General features: G+C 74.6%; 15 protein-coding genes. 8 read left to right on the forward strand and 7 right to left on the reverse strand.

The features are described 5' to 3' along the window. Positions 1 to 69: 69 nt before the first annotated feature. The 4 genes from AB0442_RS15940 (at position 70) to AB0442_RS15955 (ending at position 2324) form a co-directional block, all read left to right on the forward strand. Positions 70 to 486, forward strand: coding sequence for an avidin/streptavidin family protein (locus AB0442_RS15940; protein ID WP_366163290.1), 417 nt, complete (start codon positions 70 to 72; stop codon positions 484 to 486). A 79-nt stretch (positions 487 to 565) separates the two neighbouring features. Further along, positions 566 to 1354, forward strand: coding sequence for an SGNH/GDSL hydrolase family protein (locus AB0442_RS15945; RefSeq protein WP_366163291.1), 789 nt, complete (start codon positions 566 to 568; stop codon positions 1352 to 1354). Positions 1355 to 1410: 56 nt separating this feature from the next. Then, entirely contained in the window at positions 1411 to 1953 is a 543-nt protein-coding gene (locus AB0442_RS15950; protein ID WP_344626065.1) for a gamma carbonic anhydrase family protein, read from the forward strand. Between the two features lie 104 nt (positions 1954 to 2057). Further along, on the forward strand, positions 2058 to 2324 hold the full coding sequence (locus AB0442_RS15955) for a GlsB/YeaQ/YmgE family stress response membrane protein (RefSeq protein WP_363540258.1): 267 nt from the start codon (positions 2058 to 2060) through the stop codon (positions 2322 to 2324). A gap of 120 nt (positions 2325 to 2444) precedes the next feature. On the opposite strand, the gene AB0442_RS15960 is transcribed toward AB0442_RS15955, so the two are convergent. Continuing rightward, a complete protein-coding gene (locus tag AB0442_RS15960; RefSeq protein WP_366163293.1) occupies positions 2445 to 3185 on the reverse strand; it encodes a DUF4230 domain-containing protein in 741 nt (246 codons plus the stop codon). An 82-nt stretch (positions 3186 to 3267) separates the two neighbouring features. After that, the gene (locus AB0442_RS15965) at positions 3268 to 3642 is read right to left on the reverse strand and encodes a cupin domain-containing protein (protein WP_366163295.1); all 375 of its coding nucleotides are present in this window, start codon (positions 3640 to 3642) and stop codon (positions 3268 to 3270) included. Between the two features lie 142 nt (positions 3643 to 3784). On the opposite strand from AB0442_RS15965, the gene AB0442_RS15970 reads away from it, so the two are divergent. After that, a complete protein-coding gene (locus AB0442_RS15970; protein WP_366163296.1) occupies positions 3785 to 4231 on the forward strand; it encodes a MarR family winged helix-turn-helix transcriptional regulator in 447 nt (148 codons plus the stop codon). 39 nt (positions 4232 to 4270) lie between these two features. Here the strand turns inward: AB0442_RS15970 and AB0442_RS15975 are convergent, their stop codons facing one another. Next, on the reverse strand, positions 4271 to 5584 hold the full coding sequence (locus tag AB0442_RS15975) for a glycosyltransferase 87 family protein (protein WP_366163298.1): 1314 nt from the start codon (positions 5582 to 5584) through the stop codon (positions 4271 to 4273). Positions 5585 to 5798: 214 nt separating this feature from the next. On the opposite strand from AB0442_RS15975, the gene AB0442_RS15980 reads away from it, so the two are divergent. From AB0442_RS15980 to AB0442_RS15990, 3 genes are all read left to right on the forward strand, one after another. Further along, the gene (locus AB0442_RS15980; protein ID WP_366163388.1) at positions 5799 to 8141 is read left to right on the forward strand and encodes a Tex family protein; all 2343 of its coding nucleotides are present in this window, start codon (positions 5799 to 5801) and stop codon (positions 8139 to 8141) included. 216 nt (positions 8142 to 8357) lie between these two features. Further along, positions 8358 to 8918, forward strand: coding sequence for a thioredoxin family protein (locus AB0442_RS15985; protein WP_366163299.1), 561 nt, complete (start codon positions 8358 to 8360; stop codon positions 8916 to 8918). Continuing rightward, a complete protein-coding gene (locus AB0442_RS15990; RefSeq protein WP_366163301.1) occupies positions 8915 to 9421 on the forward strand; it encodes a hypothetical protein in 507 nt (168 codons plus the stop codon). The genes AB0442_RS15985 and AB0442_RS15990 overlap by 4 nt, the downstream gene beginning before the upstream one ends. Positions 9422 to 9503: 82 nt before the next feature. Here the strand turns inward: AB0442_RS15990 and AB0442_RS15995 are convergent, their stop codons facing one another. The 4 genes from AB0442_RS15995 to AB0442_RS16010 all read right to left on the reverse strand — a co-directional run bounded on the left by AB0442_RS15995 (position 9504) and on the right by AB0442_RS16010 (position 13319). Continuing rightward, the gene (locus AB0442_RS15995) at positions 9504 to 10073 is read right to left on the reverse strand and encodes an NUDIX domain-containing protein (RefSeq protein ID WP_366163303.1); all 570 of its coding nucleotides are present in this window, start codon (positions 10071 to 10073) and stop codon (positions 9504 to 9506) included. A 182-nt stretch (positions 10074 to 10255) separates the two neighbouring features. Further along, on the reverse strand, positions 10256 to 10750 hold the full coding sequence (locus AB0442_RS16000; protein ID WP_363540250.1) for a peptidylprolyl isomerase: 495 nt from the start codon (positions 10748 to 10750) through the stop codon (positions 10256 to 10258). A 100-nt stretch (positions 10751 to 10850) separates the two neighbouring features. After that, positions 10851 to 12239, reverse strand: coding sequence for an SDR family oxidoreductase (locus tag AB0442_RS16005; protein WP_366163390.1), 1389 nt, complete (start codon positions 12237 to 12239; stop codon positions 10851 to 10853). A gap of 201 nt (positions 12240 to 12440) precedes the next feature. Beyond that, entirely contained in the window at positions 12441 to 13319 is an 879-nt protein-coding gene (locus tag AB0442_RS16010) for a hypothetical protein (protein WP_366163305.1), read from the reverse strand. Positions 13320 to 13364 lie beyond the last annotated feature (45 nt).

A 13364-nucleotide genomic window follows, 5' to 3' on the forward strand; every position in this document is an offset into this window, starting at 1 on the left:
CTGGGAGAGCCACGCGGCCGCCCGACCGGGGTGCGGCCGCCGGAACGGGTCCGCCCAGGGAGTGCATCGATGACCATCGCCGGAGACTGGTACAACGAGTTCGGCTCGCACATGCGGCTCACCGACGACACGTCGGGCGGCCTCACCGGGACGTACGTGTCGGGCGCGGGCCACGTGGCCGGCCCGTACGAGCTCACCGGCCGCCACGACGCGCCGGCCGGGCCCGGCCGGGGCACCGCGGTCGGCTGGACGGTCGCCTGGCGCAACGAGCAGGGCGACGCCGGCTCGGTCACCAGCTGGAGCGGGCAGTACCTGGCGGGCGACGAGACCATCCTCGCCACCTGGCTGCTCACCCGCTCGGCCTCCGCCGCGGACGTCTGGGAGTCGACCGTGGTCGGCCAGGACGTCTTCACCCGGCAGGCCCCCGCCCCCGAGGACGTCGAACGCCACCTCCGCGGCCGCCGCCCCGCCTCCCACCCCAGCTGACCGCGCCACCAGGGGCGCCCCGGCTCCGGGGCGCCCCTTCGTACCGGCCGGTAGCCGGTGCGCGTACGATCGTCGGGCCATGGAGAACACAGCCACCTTCACCAGCTACGTCGCCGTCGGGGACTCCTTCACCGAGGGCATGTGCGACGACCTGCTGCCCGACGGCCACTACCGCGGCTGGGCCGACCGCGTCGCCACCGCCCTGGCCGCCGAGCAGGACGGCGGCTTCCGCTACGCCAACCTCGCCGTCCGCGGCAAGCTGATCGGCCAGATCTGCGACGAGCAGGTCGGCCCGGCCGCCGCGATGGGCACCGACCTGGTCACCCTCGCCGGCGGGCTCAACGACGTGCTGCGGCCCGGCTGCGACATCGCCCACGTCAGGGAGCGGTTCGGCGTCGCCGCCCGCACCCTGCTCGCCGGCGGCGCCACCGTGGTCATGTTCACCAGCACCGACCCCAGCCGCCGGATGCCCGGCGGCACCCGCCTGCTGCCGGCCGTCCTGGAGCTCAAGGCCTTCGTCGAGGGCATCGCCCGCGACTCCGGCGGCAGGGCGGTCGTGGTCGACCTCTTCAGCGCCCCCTGCTTCGACGACCCGCGGATGTGGGCCGAGGACCGCCTCCACCTCTCCGCCGAGGGCCACCGCCGGGTCGCCGTCGCCGTCCTCGAGGCGCTCGGCCGCCCCGCCGCCCAGGACTGGCGCATCCCGCTGCCGCCCCCCGCCCCGCAGAGCCGCACCGCGAAGCTCGGCGCCGACCTGCGCTGGCTGCGCAGCCACCTCGGCCCGTGGATCGGCCGCCGCCTCACCGGCCGCTCCTCCGGCGACGGCCGCCCGCCCAAGCGCGCCGAGCTGCTCCCGTACGAGGGCTGAACCCCCGCCTCCGCACGCACGTCCCCGGGTACCGCACCGAGCACAGGAGAACGACCATGGCCGAGCCGCTGATCGCCGCCGTCGCGGGCCGGGTGCCCGCCGTCGACCCCTCGGCGTTCGTCGCCCCCAACGCGGTCGTCGTCGGCGCGGTCACCGTCGCCGCCCGCGCGGGCATCTGGTACGGCGCGGTGCTGCGCGGCGACGCCGAGACGATCGCCGTCGGCGCCGACACCAACATCCAGGACAACTGCACCCTGCACGCCGACCCCGGCTTCCCGCTGGTGCTCGGCGAGCGGATCTCGGTCGGCCACAACGCGGTGCTGCACGGCTGCACGGTCGAGGACGACGTGCTGGTCGGCATGGGCGCCACGGTGCTCAACGGGGCCCGGATCGGCTCGGGCTCGCTGATCGCCGCCGGTGCGGTGGTCACCCAGGGCACCGAGGTGCCGCCCGGCTCCCTGGTCGCCGGCGTCCCGGCCAAGGTCCGCCGCCCGCTCACCGACGAGGAGCGGGCCGGGATCCGCACCAACGCCGAGGGCTACCTGCTGCTCGCCGAGGCCCACCGCGGCGTCGGCGCCCCGGGGGTCCGGCCGCTCTGAGCCGCCCTCCGACGTGCTGAGCGGCCCGCCAGGACGCAAGCTTGTGATCACCCACAACCAGCGGCGGTGCCGGGACGGGCGGAGCCCGGCGGAGCGGAGGAGCCGTGTTCCAACTGCTGTGGATCCTGCTGATCGGATTCGTCCTCGGCGTCCTGGCCAAGCTGATCCTGCGCGGCCCGCAGGCGATCCCGTGGTGGCTGACCATGCTGCTCGGCGCGGCCGGCGCACTGCTCGGCAACGGCGTCGCCGGCTGGCTCGGCGTCGCGCACACCGGCGGCATCGACTGGACCCGCCACCTGCTGCAGATCGGCTTCGCGGTCGCCCTGGTCGCGGTCGTCGCCCCGATGTGGGAACGCCGGAAGGCCCGCTAGGGCTTGTCCGACAAGCCCTAGGAGCCCCGGGTGGTCGGTCCAAGGGGGCGGGTGCCCCCACGCGCCCCTGGACCGACCGTCCGAGCGCTCTCTTCGGCCTGCCCGTCCGTCCGGGCCGGGTCAGCCGGTGGTGGTGACGGTGACGGTGGTGAAGCCGAGCGAGCGGAGCAGTCCCTGGAGCATGGCGGTGGTGTTGGTCTCGGCGGTGGCGGTCAGCGCGGTGTCGCGGGCGGCGGTCTGGATCTTCTCGGTCGCCAGGACCTCCAGCCGCTGCTGGTCGCCGGGGTTCCCGGAGAAGAAGTCGCCGATCCGGTCGAACAGCCCGCGCTGCTGCGAGAACACGTAGGAGCGGCGGACGTCCAGGGCGGCGTCGGCCAGCTTCGCGTGCGGCAGGGCGATGGCGGCCGTCCGGCGGTCCGCGGAGACGGTCACCGCGCCCTGCGGCAGCGCCCCGAGGTCGACGTAGGCGCCGACGCTGCCGGTGGCGACGTACAGGGTGCGCTTGCCGAGCAGCTGCGAGGGCAGGAACTTGGCGTCCTGGTCGAGGTCGACGATGACCTGGAAGTTGCCGGTGGCCGCGGTGTAGCGGCTCATGTCCTGGATGGACTTGAGGACGGCGGGCCCGCTGCGGTCGACCTCCCGTTCGGCGAACGGGTTCGGCAGGCCGGGCAGCAGGTCGAGCCTGGCCGCCGCCAGCAGCAGGACGAGGACGGCGGCCAGCGCGACCGGCAGCCCGAAGTACCAGGGCAGCCGGCCGCGTCCGCCGCCGCCCCGGGCGGGCCGCCCGCCCGGGGGTCTGCCGTCTGCCTCGGACTCGTCGTCGTGCTCGGGCGTGCGCTCTGGTGCGGACCGGCGGGCCATCGCGGAACCTCCCTGGGGCGTCGGCGGCGGGCTCGGGTGTCCGGCCCGGCCCGCGGATCCTTCCCCCGATCCGGAGTTCGATTCAGACGGCCCAGGGCGGGTTGACGACCGAGCCGTCGGGGAGGGTCGCCCGCAGTCCGGCCGTGGTGGTGACCCAGGCGGCGGCGGGCCCCGGCCCGGGGTTGTCCACCTTCAGCCGGCTGCCGGCCGGGACGACGACGGTGTCGCCCGGCGCGAGGACGGTGGCCTCGCCGTCGAGGGTCACGGTCGGCGCGCCGTCGAGCAGGTGCAGCACCTCCTCGCTGCTGACGGTGTGCTCCACGCCGGTGGTGCCGCCGGGGACGTCGAGCCGCCAGCTGCGGAGCAGGTCGGCGCCGGTGGTGGCGGAGGCGTACGAGGTGAAACGGGCACCGTGCAGGTCGAACACGGTGGCGTGGTCGGGACGGACGACTGGCACAGCTGTCTCCTTGGTGCGCAGAAAGGCAGTTAGCTTGACTATATAGTCAATCAGGTTGACTATATAGTCAAGTGGCTGGACTTCTTTGGAGGCCGACGTGCCCTCGGTACCGACGAACCGTCAAGCACCTAGACTGACCGCCATGGACGAGCCCGCCGCCCGCGCCCTGCCGCCCCTGGTCCTCGGCCTGGCCGCCGACCTGGTCCGCAGCATCGACGACGGCGTCCGGGCCCGCGGCTTCGACGACCTGCGGCCCGCGCACGGCTTCGCCTTCGTCCGGCTCGCCCCCGACGGCGCCACCGTGGGCGAACTCGCCGAGCACCTCGGCGTGACCAAGCAGGCGGCCAGCCAGATGGTCGAGGAACTCGTCCGCAAGGGGTACGTCGAACGGCACCCGCACCCCGCCGACGCCCGTGCCCGGCTGGTCGTCCTCACCGGGCGCGGCTGGGCCTGCACCCGCGCCGCCGACGAGGCCGCCGCCGACGCCGTCCGCCCCTGGCGGGAGACGCTCGGCGAGCAGCGCCTGCACCGGCTCACCGCCGACCTCGCCGCCCTCGGCCCCAGCGGGCGCATCCGGCCGGTGTGGTGACGGCGGCCGGGGGGCGCGGCGGCGCGCCCCCCCCGGCCGTCAGGCCACGCGGATGGGGCCCCGGCTGACGCGGGGGGCCTCCTGGAGGGCGGCCACCGGGGAGACCGAGACGCGCCACAGGCGGGCCGCCGACCAGAGCGAGGCGACCAGCAGCAGTCCGTTCCGGGCGACGATCACCAGGGTCGGCTGCCAGCCGCCCTTGATCATCGCGTCGAAGAAGAGCGGGTAGTCGACGGTGGTGACCCCGACGGCGAGCAGGATGACCACCGCCACCGGCCGCTGCGAGGACCCCCGCACCGTCAGGCAGACCGCGGCCAGCCCGATCAGCCAGATCAGGTACTGCGGGCTGATCACCCGGCTGGTCACGGTGAACAGCAGCACCGCGGTCAGCGCCGCGTCGTACGGCAGCGCCGGGTTCCACCGCCTGGCCCGGAAGCGCCACAGCAGCAGCCAGCCGAAGGCCAGCGCCGTCAGCACCAGCGACACCCGGGCCACCAGGTCGACGTGCGGGCCGAGGAACTCCAGCGAGCCGTAGTGCATCTCCACCTCGCCTGGCCAGCCCAGCTCCCGGGCCACGTGCAGCACGCTGCCGCCGAGCGACTCGATCTCCACGCCCCGGCCGCGCTGCGCGGTCAGGAAGTCCATCGCGCCGTCGAACAGGGTGGCCATCACCAGCAGCAGCGCCGCCGCCGACAGGCACATCCCCGTCCACGCCTGCCGGGTCCCCTTGCCGGGCGGCGCACCCAGCACCACCAGGGCCGGCCACACCTTGACCATCGCGCCGATCCCGGCGAGCGCCCCGCCCGCCCGCGGCCGGCTCGGCATCAGCAGCAGGGCGGCCATCGCCAGTGCCGTCACCGGCAGGTCGTAGCGGCCGTACGGCAGGCCGAGCAGCAGCGGCAGGGAGAGCGCCCACATCCAGGCCCCCGCCGTCGACCGCCCCCGGTGCACCCCGCCGTTGCGGCGCAGCGAGACCCGGACCAGCGCGGCCTGGGTGACCGCGTCGGTGAGCAGCATCAGCAGCGCGAAGGCCTGCAGGTAGGTGAGGAAGGGCAGCAGTCCGGGGGCCAGCATGGCGAGCGCCGCGCCGGGCGGGTACTGCCAGGTCACGTCGCCGACCGGGAAGTGGCCGTCGCTGAGGACCAGGAACCAGTGGTAGTAGGTGCGGTGCACCTCGATCGCCTGCTCGGCCTTGCCGGAGCGGAGCATGCCGATCATGACGAGACGGGAGGCGGTCCAGTACCCGGCCAGGGCGAGCGCCTCGCGGGGCCAGGTCGCGGGCCGCGTCCAGCGGAACGGCCCGCCCAGGGGCATTCCCCACTGGGTGACCGGGGTCGGGGCCTGAGCCACCATCGCCTCCACGGAGAAAGCTTCGCGTGCCTGTGATCTATCTCATACCAGACAAATCGAGTCGGGTAATCACGGTGAAACCGTGTGTCACCGACCGTCAGCACAACGCGCCACGCCGCCCCCAGGACACGGCCCGACCCGATCCGGCAGGCCGTACCTGCCAGAATGCAGGGCGTACCAGGAGGAACCCCGGGAGAAGGTGGCAGGCCCCGTGACCATGCCGGTCGAACGCAAGATCGCCGAAGAGCTGGGCGTCCGCGAAGGGCAGGTGAAGGCGGCCGTCGACCTGCTCGACGGCGGCGCGACCGTTCCCTTCGTCGCCCGCTACCGCAAGGAGGCCACCGGCGCGCTCGACGACGCCCAGCTGCGCACCCTCGAGGAACGGCTGCGCTACCTGCGCGAACTGGAGGAGCGGCGCACCGCCGTCCTGGAGTCCGTCGAGGCCCAGGGCAAGCTGGACGACGCGCTGCGCGCCCAGATCCTCGCCGCCGACTCCAAGGCCCGCCTGGAGGACATCTACCTGCCCTTCAAGCCCAAGCGGCGCACCAAGGCCCAGATCGCCCGCGAGGCCGGCCTGGAGCCGCTCGCCGACACCCTGCTCGCCGACCCCTCGCAGGACCCGGCCGCGGTCGCCGCCGGGTACCTGGGCGAGGCCGTCGCCGACACCGCGGCCGCCCTGGACGGCGCCCGCGCGATCCTGGTCGAGCGCTTCGGCGAGGACGCCGACCTGGTCGGCTCGCTCCGCGAGCGGATGTGGACCAGGGGCCGCCTGGTCGCCGCCGTCCGCGAGGGCAAGGAGCAGGACGGCGCCAAGTTCGCCGACTACTTCGACTTCGCCGAGCCGTTCACCAAGCTGCCCTCGCACCGCATCCTCGCCATGCTGCGCGGCGAGAAGGAGGAGGTCCTCGACCTCGACCTCTCCCCGTACGACGGCGAGGACGGCGACCTGCCCGGCGAGAACGACTACGAGCAACGGATCGCCGCCCGCTTCGCCATCGCCGACCGCGGCCGCCCCGCCGACAAGTGGCTCACCGACACCGTCCGCTGGGCCTGGCGCACCCGCATCCTCGTCCGGCTCGGCATCGACCTGCGCACCCGGCTGCGCCAGGAGGCCGAGGACGAGGCCGTCCGGGTCTTCGCCGCCAACCTGCGCGACCTGCTGCTCGCCGCCCCCGCCGGCACCCGCGCCACCATGGGCCTCGACCCGGGCTTCCGCACCGGCGTCAAGGTCGCCGTCGTCGACGCCACCGGCAAGGTCGTCGCCCACGACACGATCCACCCCCACCAGCCCGCCAACAAGTGGGACGCCGCGCTCGCCACCCTCGCCGCCCTCGCGAAGAAGCACGCAGTCGACCTGGTCGCGATCGGCAACGGCACCGCCTCGCGGGAGACCGACAAGCTCGCCGAGGACCTGATCAAGCGCCACCCCGACCTCGGCCTGACCAAGGTCATGGTCTCCGAGGCCGGCGCCTCCGTGTACTCCGCCTCGGCCTTCGCCTCGCAGGAACTGCCGGGCCTGGACGTCTCCATCCGCGGCGCCGTCTCCATCGCCCGCCGGCTCCAGGACCCGCTCGCCGAGCTCGTCAAGATCGACCCCAAGTCGATCGGCGTCGGCCAGTACCAGCACGACCTCAGCGAGGTGAAGCTCTCCCGCTCGCTGGACGCCGTCGTCGAGGACTGCGTCAACGCCGTCGGCGTCGACGTCAACACCGCCTCCGCGCCGCTGCTCACCCGGGTCTCCGGCGTCACCGGCACCCTCGCCGACAACATCGTCGCCCACCGCGACGCCAACGGCCCCTTCCGCACCCGGCGCGCCCTCAAGGACGTCGCCCGGCTCGGCCCCAAGGCCTTCGAGCAGTGCGCCGGCTTCCTGCGGATCCCCGGCGGAGACGACCCGCTGGACGCCTCCGCCGTGCACCCCGAGGCCTACCCCGTCGTCCGCCGCATCCTCGCCGCCACCGGCGGCGACCTGCCCGCACTGATCGGCAACGGCTCGGTGCTGCGCTCGCTGCGCCCGGCGGACTTCGCCGACGACACCTTCGGCGTCCCGACCGTCACCGACATCCTCCGCGAGCTCGACAAGCCCGGCCGCGACCCCCGCCCCGCCTTCAAGACCGCGACCTTCAAGGAGGGCGTCGACAAGATCGGGGACCTCGAGGTCGGCATGGTGTTGGAGGGCGTCGTCACCAACGTCGCCGCCTTCGGCGCCTTCGTGGACGTCGGCGTCCACCAGGACGGCCTGGTACACGTCTCCGCGCTGTCCAAGACCTTCGTCAAGGACCCGCGGGACGTCGTCAAGCCCGGCGACATCGTCCGCGTCAAGGTCACCTCGGTCGACGTGCCGCGCAAGCGCATCGGCCTGACGCTGCGCCTCGACGACGACACCGCACCCCGCTCCGGCGGGGTCGACCGGGCCGAGCGCGGCGACCGGCGCGGCGGCGGCGACCGCGGGGGCTCCCGCCCGCCCCGCCAGGACCGCCGCGGCGGCGGCCGCGAGCAGGCGCCGGTGGTCAATTCCGCGATGGCCGACGCCCTCCGACGGGCGGGCCTGACCCGCTAGGGCTTGTCCGACGATTCCCGCCGCGTGCCGATGCGACGCGAATCGTCGGACAAGCCCTAGGGCCGCCTTCGAAGGGCGCTCGGGTGGATCACCACCGGGGCGCCCTTCGAAGTCGGGCCACAGGTGTCCGGGGCACATGCGGGCACCCCTGTCGGGGGCGCGTGCGGCCGCCCGCTATCCTCCCCAGGTCATCCATGATCGCCGGGGAGGAAACCCATGGGCCGCCGCCGCGCCCTGCTCACCGCTCTTGCCGTCGCAGCCGCCGTCACCACGGGCTGCGCATCGAAGGCCGAACCGTCCGCCGCGCCCGTCGCGGTGGCTCCGGCCGCCGCCACGCCGGGCTCCGCCACCCCGGCCTCCGCCGCCCCGGCCGACGCCGAGATCCCCGACGGCTACGACGGGACCCGCGACGCCGCCGCCGACATCAAGGCCGCGCTCGCCCTCTCCGCGACCGACCACCGCCAGGTGCTGCTCGACTTCGGCGCTGACTGGTGCCCGGACTGCCACGTCCTCGACAAGCTGTTCCGCGCCGGCCAGGTCGCACCGCTGCTCCACAGCGACTACCGGGTGGTCGCCGTCGACGTCGGCCAGTTCGACCACAACCTCGACCTCGCCGCCCGCTACGTCGACCTGCAGCGGAGCGGCATCCCCGCCCTGGTCGTGCTCGCCCCGGACGGCACCGTCCGCACCGCCACCAACGACGGCTCCTTCTCCAACGCCCGCTCGATGGACGCCGCCGGGGTCGCCGCCTTCCTCAAGCGCTGGTCCGCGAAGTGACGCTCCGCGCCCGGTCCGCCGCCGTCCTCGGCGCGGCGCTGCTGCTGCCGCTCGGCTGCGCCGGGCCGGACCGGACGGAGGCCGCGCCGTCGGGCCGCTACACCGGCGGCGGCGTCACGGTCGAACTCCGGCTGGACGCCGCCGGCGCGTCGCCCCGGCTCCTGCGGGCCACCTTCACCCCGCAAGAACCGGGCTTCCACCTCTACAGCGTCGACCTGCCCGACGGGGGAGTCTCCGGGCTCGGCATCCCCACCAGGCTCGGGCTCGACGGCTCGCTCGCCGCAGCCGGCGCGCCGAGGGCCGACCGGCCGCTGCTGACCGTCAGCCCGTCCGGCCTAGGCGTCGCCCTGCCGGTCTACCCGGACGGGCCGGTGACCCTCACCGTGCCGGTCCGCGGCACCGGCACGGGCCCGGCCGGAGCCGTGATCAGCTACGGCGCCTGCAGTGCGCAGCGCTGCCTCGTTCCCGTCGTGCGGCAGGTCGTCCCGCTCGACCCGTCCTGAGGCCGGGGTGCGGCCCGGAGCGCCTGGGCGGCCCGGGCCGGGGTGCGGCCGGGAGCGCGGGTGCGGCCCCGGACAGGTGCCGTCAGCCGCGGGCCGCGCGGGACTCCACCGCGAGGGCCACCAGTTCGCCCCACCAGGCCTCCCGGCCGCGCACCAGCAGGCGCTGGGCCTCCTCGGCGGACATCGCCCGTACCTCGACGACCTGTTCGCCGTCGTCGGGGTTGGTCGGCGGGGAGTCCACCACCACCTCGGCCCAGCCCCACAGCCAGGCCTTCTCGGGATGGGGCTGCCACGGCCGGTACGGCTCCGGGGCGTCGGTGACGGCGTGGTGGTGGCCGATCCAGACCGGCGGGGAGAGCAGCCGCGCCCCCGCCTCCTCGCGCAACTCCCGCTCCAGGCAGGATTCCACCGTCTCGGCCGCCTCACGGGTGCCGCCCGGCAGGAACCAGTGCCCGCGGGCGTCCCTGCAGAGCACCACCCCGCCTTCGGTGAAGCCCACCAGATGGATGTTGGTGATCAGTTCGTCCGGCGGGAGCTCCGTCGAGAACTGCGCGTCGATACCGCCCCACGCCCACCGCTGCGGGGCGTGCAGGTGCGGGAACCGGGCCGCCAGGGCCGCGAGTTCCCCTGCTCTGTCCGTGGTGTCCGTCATTGATCGATCCTAGTCCGCCGACCGCCCCGCCGATGCGCGTTCGGGTACGCGTCTACCGGAAGGGTGAGCCGTCGTGCAAGGACCGTGCGCGGGCGCACGGGCCCGGACGTGCGAAGGCCCGCCGTTCGCCCGCGCCGAGGCGGCGGGGGCGCACGGCGGGCCGGAGCGGGGCCCGGCGGGCCTTACTCGACGATGCCGGACTTGGCGATGGTGATCTTGGCCGAGGTGCGGCCGCTCTGGGAGCCCTTGGACTCCACGAGCTTGACGATGTCCATGCCCTCGACGACCTCGCCGAAGACGACGTGCTTGCCGTCCAGCCAGGCGGTCGGGATCGTGGTGATGAAGAACTGCGAGCCGTTGGTGTTGCGGCCGGCGTTCGCCATCGACAGCAGACCCGCACGGGTGTGCTTGATCTCGAAGTTCTCGTCCTCGAACTTCGCGCCGTAGATGCTCTTGCCACCGGTGCCGTTGTGGTTGGTGAAGTCACCACCCTGCAGCATGAACTCGGGGATGACGCGGTGGAAGCCGGAGCCCTCGTAACCGAAGCCGTTCTGGCCGGTCGCGAGTTCGCGGAAGTTGCGGGCGGTCTTGGGCACGACATCGTCGTACAGCTTGAAGACGATGCGCCCGGCGGGGGCGTCGTCGATCGTGATGTCGAAGAAAACGTTCGAAGCCATGGGGGAATCATGGCACGGTCCGGGCCCGGAGGCCGACATCACCCGGCAGTGCGGCCCGCATCCGCAGGTCGGCGGCCGGCTCCGGACCGTGCCCGGGCGGTCACCAGGCGGCCTCCCGGTAGTCCTTGAGGAACACGCCCGACACCGGCGCGCCGGACTCGCCGCGGACGATCGGGTCGTAGATCCGGGCGGCGCCGTCGACGATGTCCAGCGGGGTGCGGAAGCCCGCGGCCGCCTTGCGGGCCTTGACCGGCGCGGGCGTCTCGTCGGTGATCCAGCCGGTGTCGACGGCGCACAGGTGGACGCCCTGCTTGGCGAGTTCCGCGGCACTGGTGCGGGTCAGCATGTTGAGCGCGGCCTTGGCCATGTTGGTGTGCGGATGGTCGGGCGTCTTGTTGCGGACGGCGAACCGGCCCTCCACGGCGGTGACGTTGACGATGTAGCGGTTGCGGTGCGGCGAGGCGAGCAGCAGCGGCAGCAGCCGGTCGCAGAGCAGCGCCGGGGCGACCGCGTTGACCAGCTGGACCTCCAGCAGCTCCGCCGGGTCGAGCGAACCGAGCTTCGCCGACCAGGAGTTGTGCTCCGAGGTGTCCGGCAGCAGCCCGGCCTCGTCGGCCCGCTGCGCCGGGATCGCCGGGAGCGGGCCCGGGCGGGCGGGTTCGCCGGCGGACTCCAGCTCGGCGGTGGGCCAGGCCGGGGCGAGCGCGGGCATCGGGCTGAAGCCCGGGGCGTGCAGCACGCGGGCGCCCTCCGGCAGCGCGGCCCGCTCTCCCGCGGTGAGCAGCGCGTACGCCTCCGGGGGCCGCCGTATGGTCTGCGCGGCGTTGTTGACCAGGATGTCCAGCGGCCGGCCCTCGGCGTGGAGCTGCTCGCAGAGGCCGAGGACCTGGCGGGGGTCGCGCAGGTCGATGCCGACCACCCGCAGCCGGTCGAACCAGTCGGCGCTGTCGGCAACGGCGCGGAAGCGGCGCAGGGTGTCGCCGGGGAAGCGGCTGGTGACGGTGAGGTCGGCGCCGTCGCGGAGCATCATCAGGGCGAGTTGGAAGCCGATCTTCACCCGGCCGCCGGTGAGCAGGACGCGGCGCCCGCGCAGGTCGGTGCTCAGGGCGCGGCGGGCGGTGTTGTCGGCGGCGCAGCCCGGGCAGAGCCGGTGGTAGAACGCATCCATTTGTCGATACGAAGACTTGCACACGTAGCAGTGGTGGGAGCGGGCCAGGTCGCCGATCGGCCCGGTGCGCTCCGGCAGGGCCAGCGGGGCGTCCTCGCGGCGGTCGGGGGCGCCGGTGGCGGTGCGGGCGACCAGCGCGCCGTCGGAGAGCCGGGCGGCGTCCAGGGCGTGCTGGCGGCGCCGGCGGCGGCCCTCGCGGATCATCTCGCTGGCGGTCTTCTCGGCCCGGACCCGGACGGGGTGGTCCGCGGGGAGCCGGCGCAGCCGCGCCACGGTGTGCTCCCAGACCGCGAGATCATCCTCGGAAAGCTCGGTGGTCAGCGTTGGCACGGCCCCTCCGTTCGGGCTAGGTCGGCGGCCCGGCGGCGGTCGCGGGGCTCGCTGGAACACCGCCCGGGCCGCCGGCACTCCGGCCGCCCCGGCGGTGCTCGGAGCCTAGCGAGCACCTCTGTCAGCCCGGAATCGAATAACCGGCGGCAAAGGCCCGCGCACGGGCGGCCGGGCCCGGCGCCCCGCGCTCCGTCACCAGGTGGGCGCGGGAACGGTCATGATGCCGAGCGTGCCGCCGGCCGGGAAGAGCCCGGCCCGGACGACGGTGAGGAACAGCGGGCCGAGCAGGCCGAGCAGCCGCTCGGTGCGCTCGGCGCCGAGGGCCTCCCACGGGGCGGCGGCGAGGTCGTCGGTGAGCCGTTCCACCTCGTTGCGGCCGGCCCGCCCCGCCTCCGTGGCACGGCCCCCGGCGTCCACCCAGCCGCGGGCGGCCAGCCGTTCGGCGGCGGCCGCCCACTCCTCGCCCGTCCAGCCGCGGCCGGCGAAGTCCGGCACGGCGACCGCCCCGGTGGCGGCGAGCGAGACCAGGGACTCGCACGGGTCCAGGCCCGCCGCCTGCAGGGCCGTGAGGTGGCCGTCGCCGCGGTGCTCGCGGAGCACGGTGGCGGCGTGCCAGATCGCCAGGTGCGGCTCCTCGGGCCAGCGGAGTGCGGCGTTGGCGGCGGCCAGCGGGCGGCCCGCCGTGACGGCGGACTCGGCGGCGGCGCGGGCGAGTTCGGCGGCCTCGCCGAGGTCGGGCAGGCCCGCGCCGTCGAGCAGGCCGCGGTAGAAGGCGTCCACCCCGCGCAGCCGGGCGGCGAGCACCTCCTCGGGCGCGGCCACCGACCAGGCTGCGGGCACGTGCTCGGCCACCGCGGCGGGGCTGAAGCTGTAGCAGACCGCGGTGGCGAGTTCGGCGCTGGCGGCACCGAACGGGGCCGTCCGCCAGGCGAAGTAGCTGGGCCAGCGGGTGGCGGTGTCGTACCCGAGCGCCGCGGCCTCGGCGAACGCCTCGGGGGCGTAGTAGAGGACGGCGTGCAGCGGTTCGAGGTGGTGCCAGGCACGGCGCGGAAGGGCGCGGTCGAGCGGCATGCGCGAGGGTCTCCCTGGGTCGTGGTGCGGCCGGTGATCGAAAAG

The sequence above is a fragment of the Kitasatospora sp. NPDC085895 genome, assembly GCF_040702125.1.
Classification (GTDB): domain Bacteria; phylum Actinomycetota; class Actinomycetes; order Streptomycetales; family Streptomycetaceae; genus Kitasatospora; species Kitasatospora arboriphila.

Excerpts from the sequence above, each read along its gene's own strand:
- AB0442_RS15940 (WP_366163290.1), top strand. The coding sequence starts at position 70 with ATGACCATCGCCGGAGACTGGTACAACGAGTTCGGCTCGCACATGCGG.
- AB0442_RS15945 (WP_366163291.1), top strand. The coding sequence starts at position 566 with ATGGAGAACACAGCCACCTTCACCAGCTACGTCGCCGTCGGGGACTCC.
- AB0442_RS15950 (WP_344626065.1), top strand. The coding sequence starts at position 1,411 with ATGGCCGAGCCGCTGATCGCCGCCGTCGCGGGCCGGGTGCCCGCCGTC.
- AB0442_RS15960 (WP_366163293.1), bottom strand. The coding sequence starts at position 3,185 with ATGGCCCGCCGGTCCGCACCAGAGCGCACGCCCGAGCACGACGACGAG.
- AB0442_RS15970 (WP_366163296.1), top strand. The coding sequence starts at position 3,785 with ATGGACGAGCCCGCCGCCCGCGCCCTGCCGCCCCTGGTCCTCGGCCTG.
- AB0442_RS15975 (WP_366163298.1), bottom strand. The coding sequence starts at position 5,584 with ATGGTGGCTCAGGCCCCGACCCCGGTCACCCAGTGGGGAATGCCCCTG.
- AB0442_RS15980 (WP_366163388.1), top strand. The coding sequence starts at position 5,799 with ATGCCGGTCGAACGCAAGATCGCCGAAGAGCTGGGCGTCCGCGAAGGG.
- AB0442_RS15985 (WP_366163299.1), top strand. The coding sequence starts at position 8,358 with ATGGGCCGCCGCCGCGCCCTGCTCACCGCTCTTGCCGTCGCAGCCGCC.
- AB0442_RS15995 (WP_366163303.1), bottom strand. The coding sequence starts at position 10,073 with ATGACGGACACCACGGACAGAGCAGGGGAACTCGCGGCCCTGGCGGCC.
- AB0442_RS16000 (WP_363540250.1), bottom strand. The coding sequence starts at position 10,750 with ATGGCTTCGAACGTTTTCTTCGACATCACGATCGACGACGCCCCCGCC.
- AB0442_RS16010 (WP_366163305.1), bottom strand. The coding sequence starts at position 13,319 with ATGCCGCTCGACCGCGCCCTTCCGCGCCGTGCCTGGCACCACCTCGAA.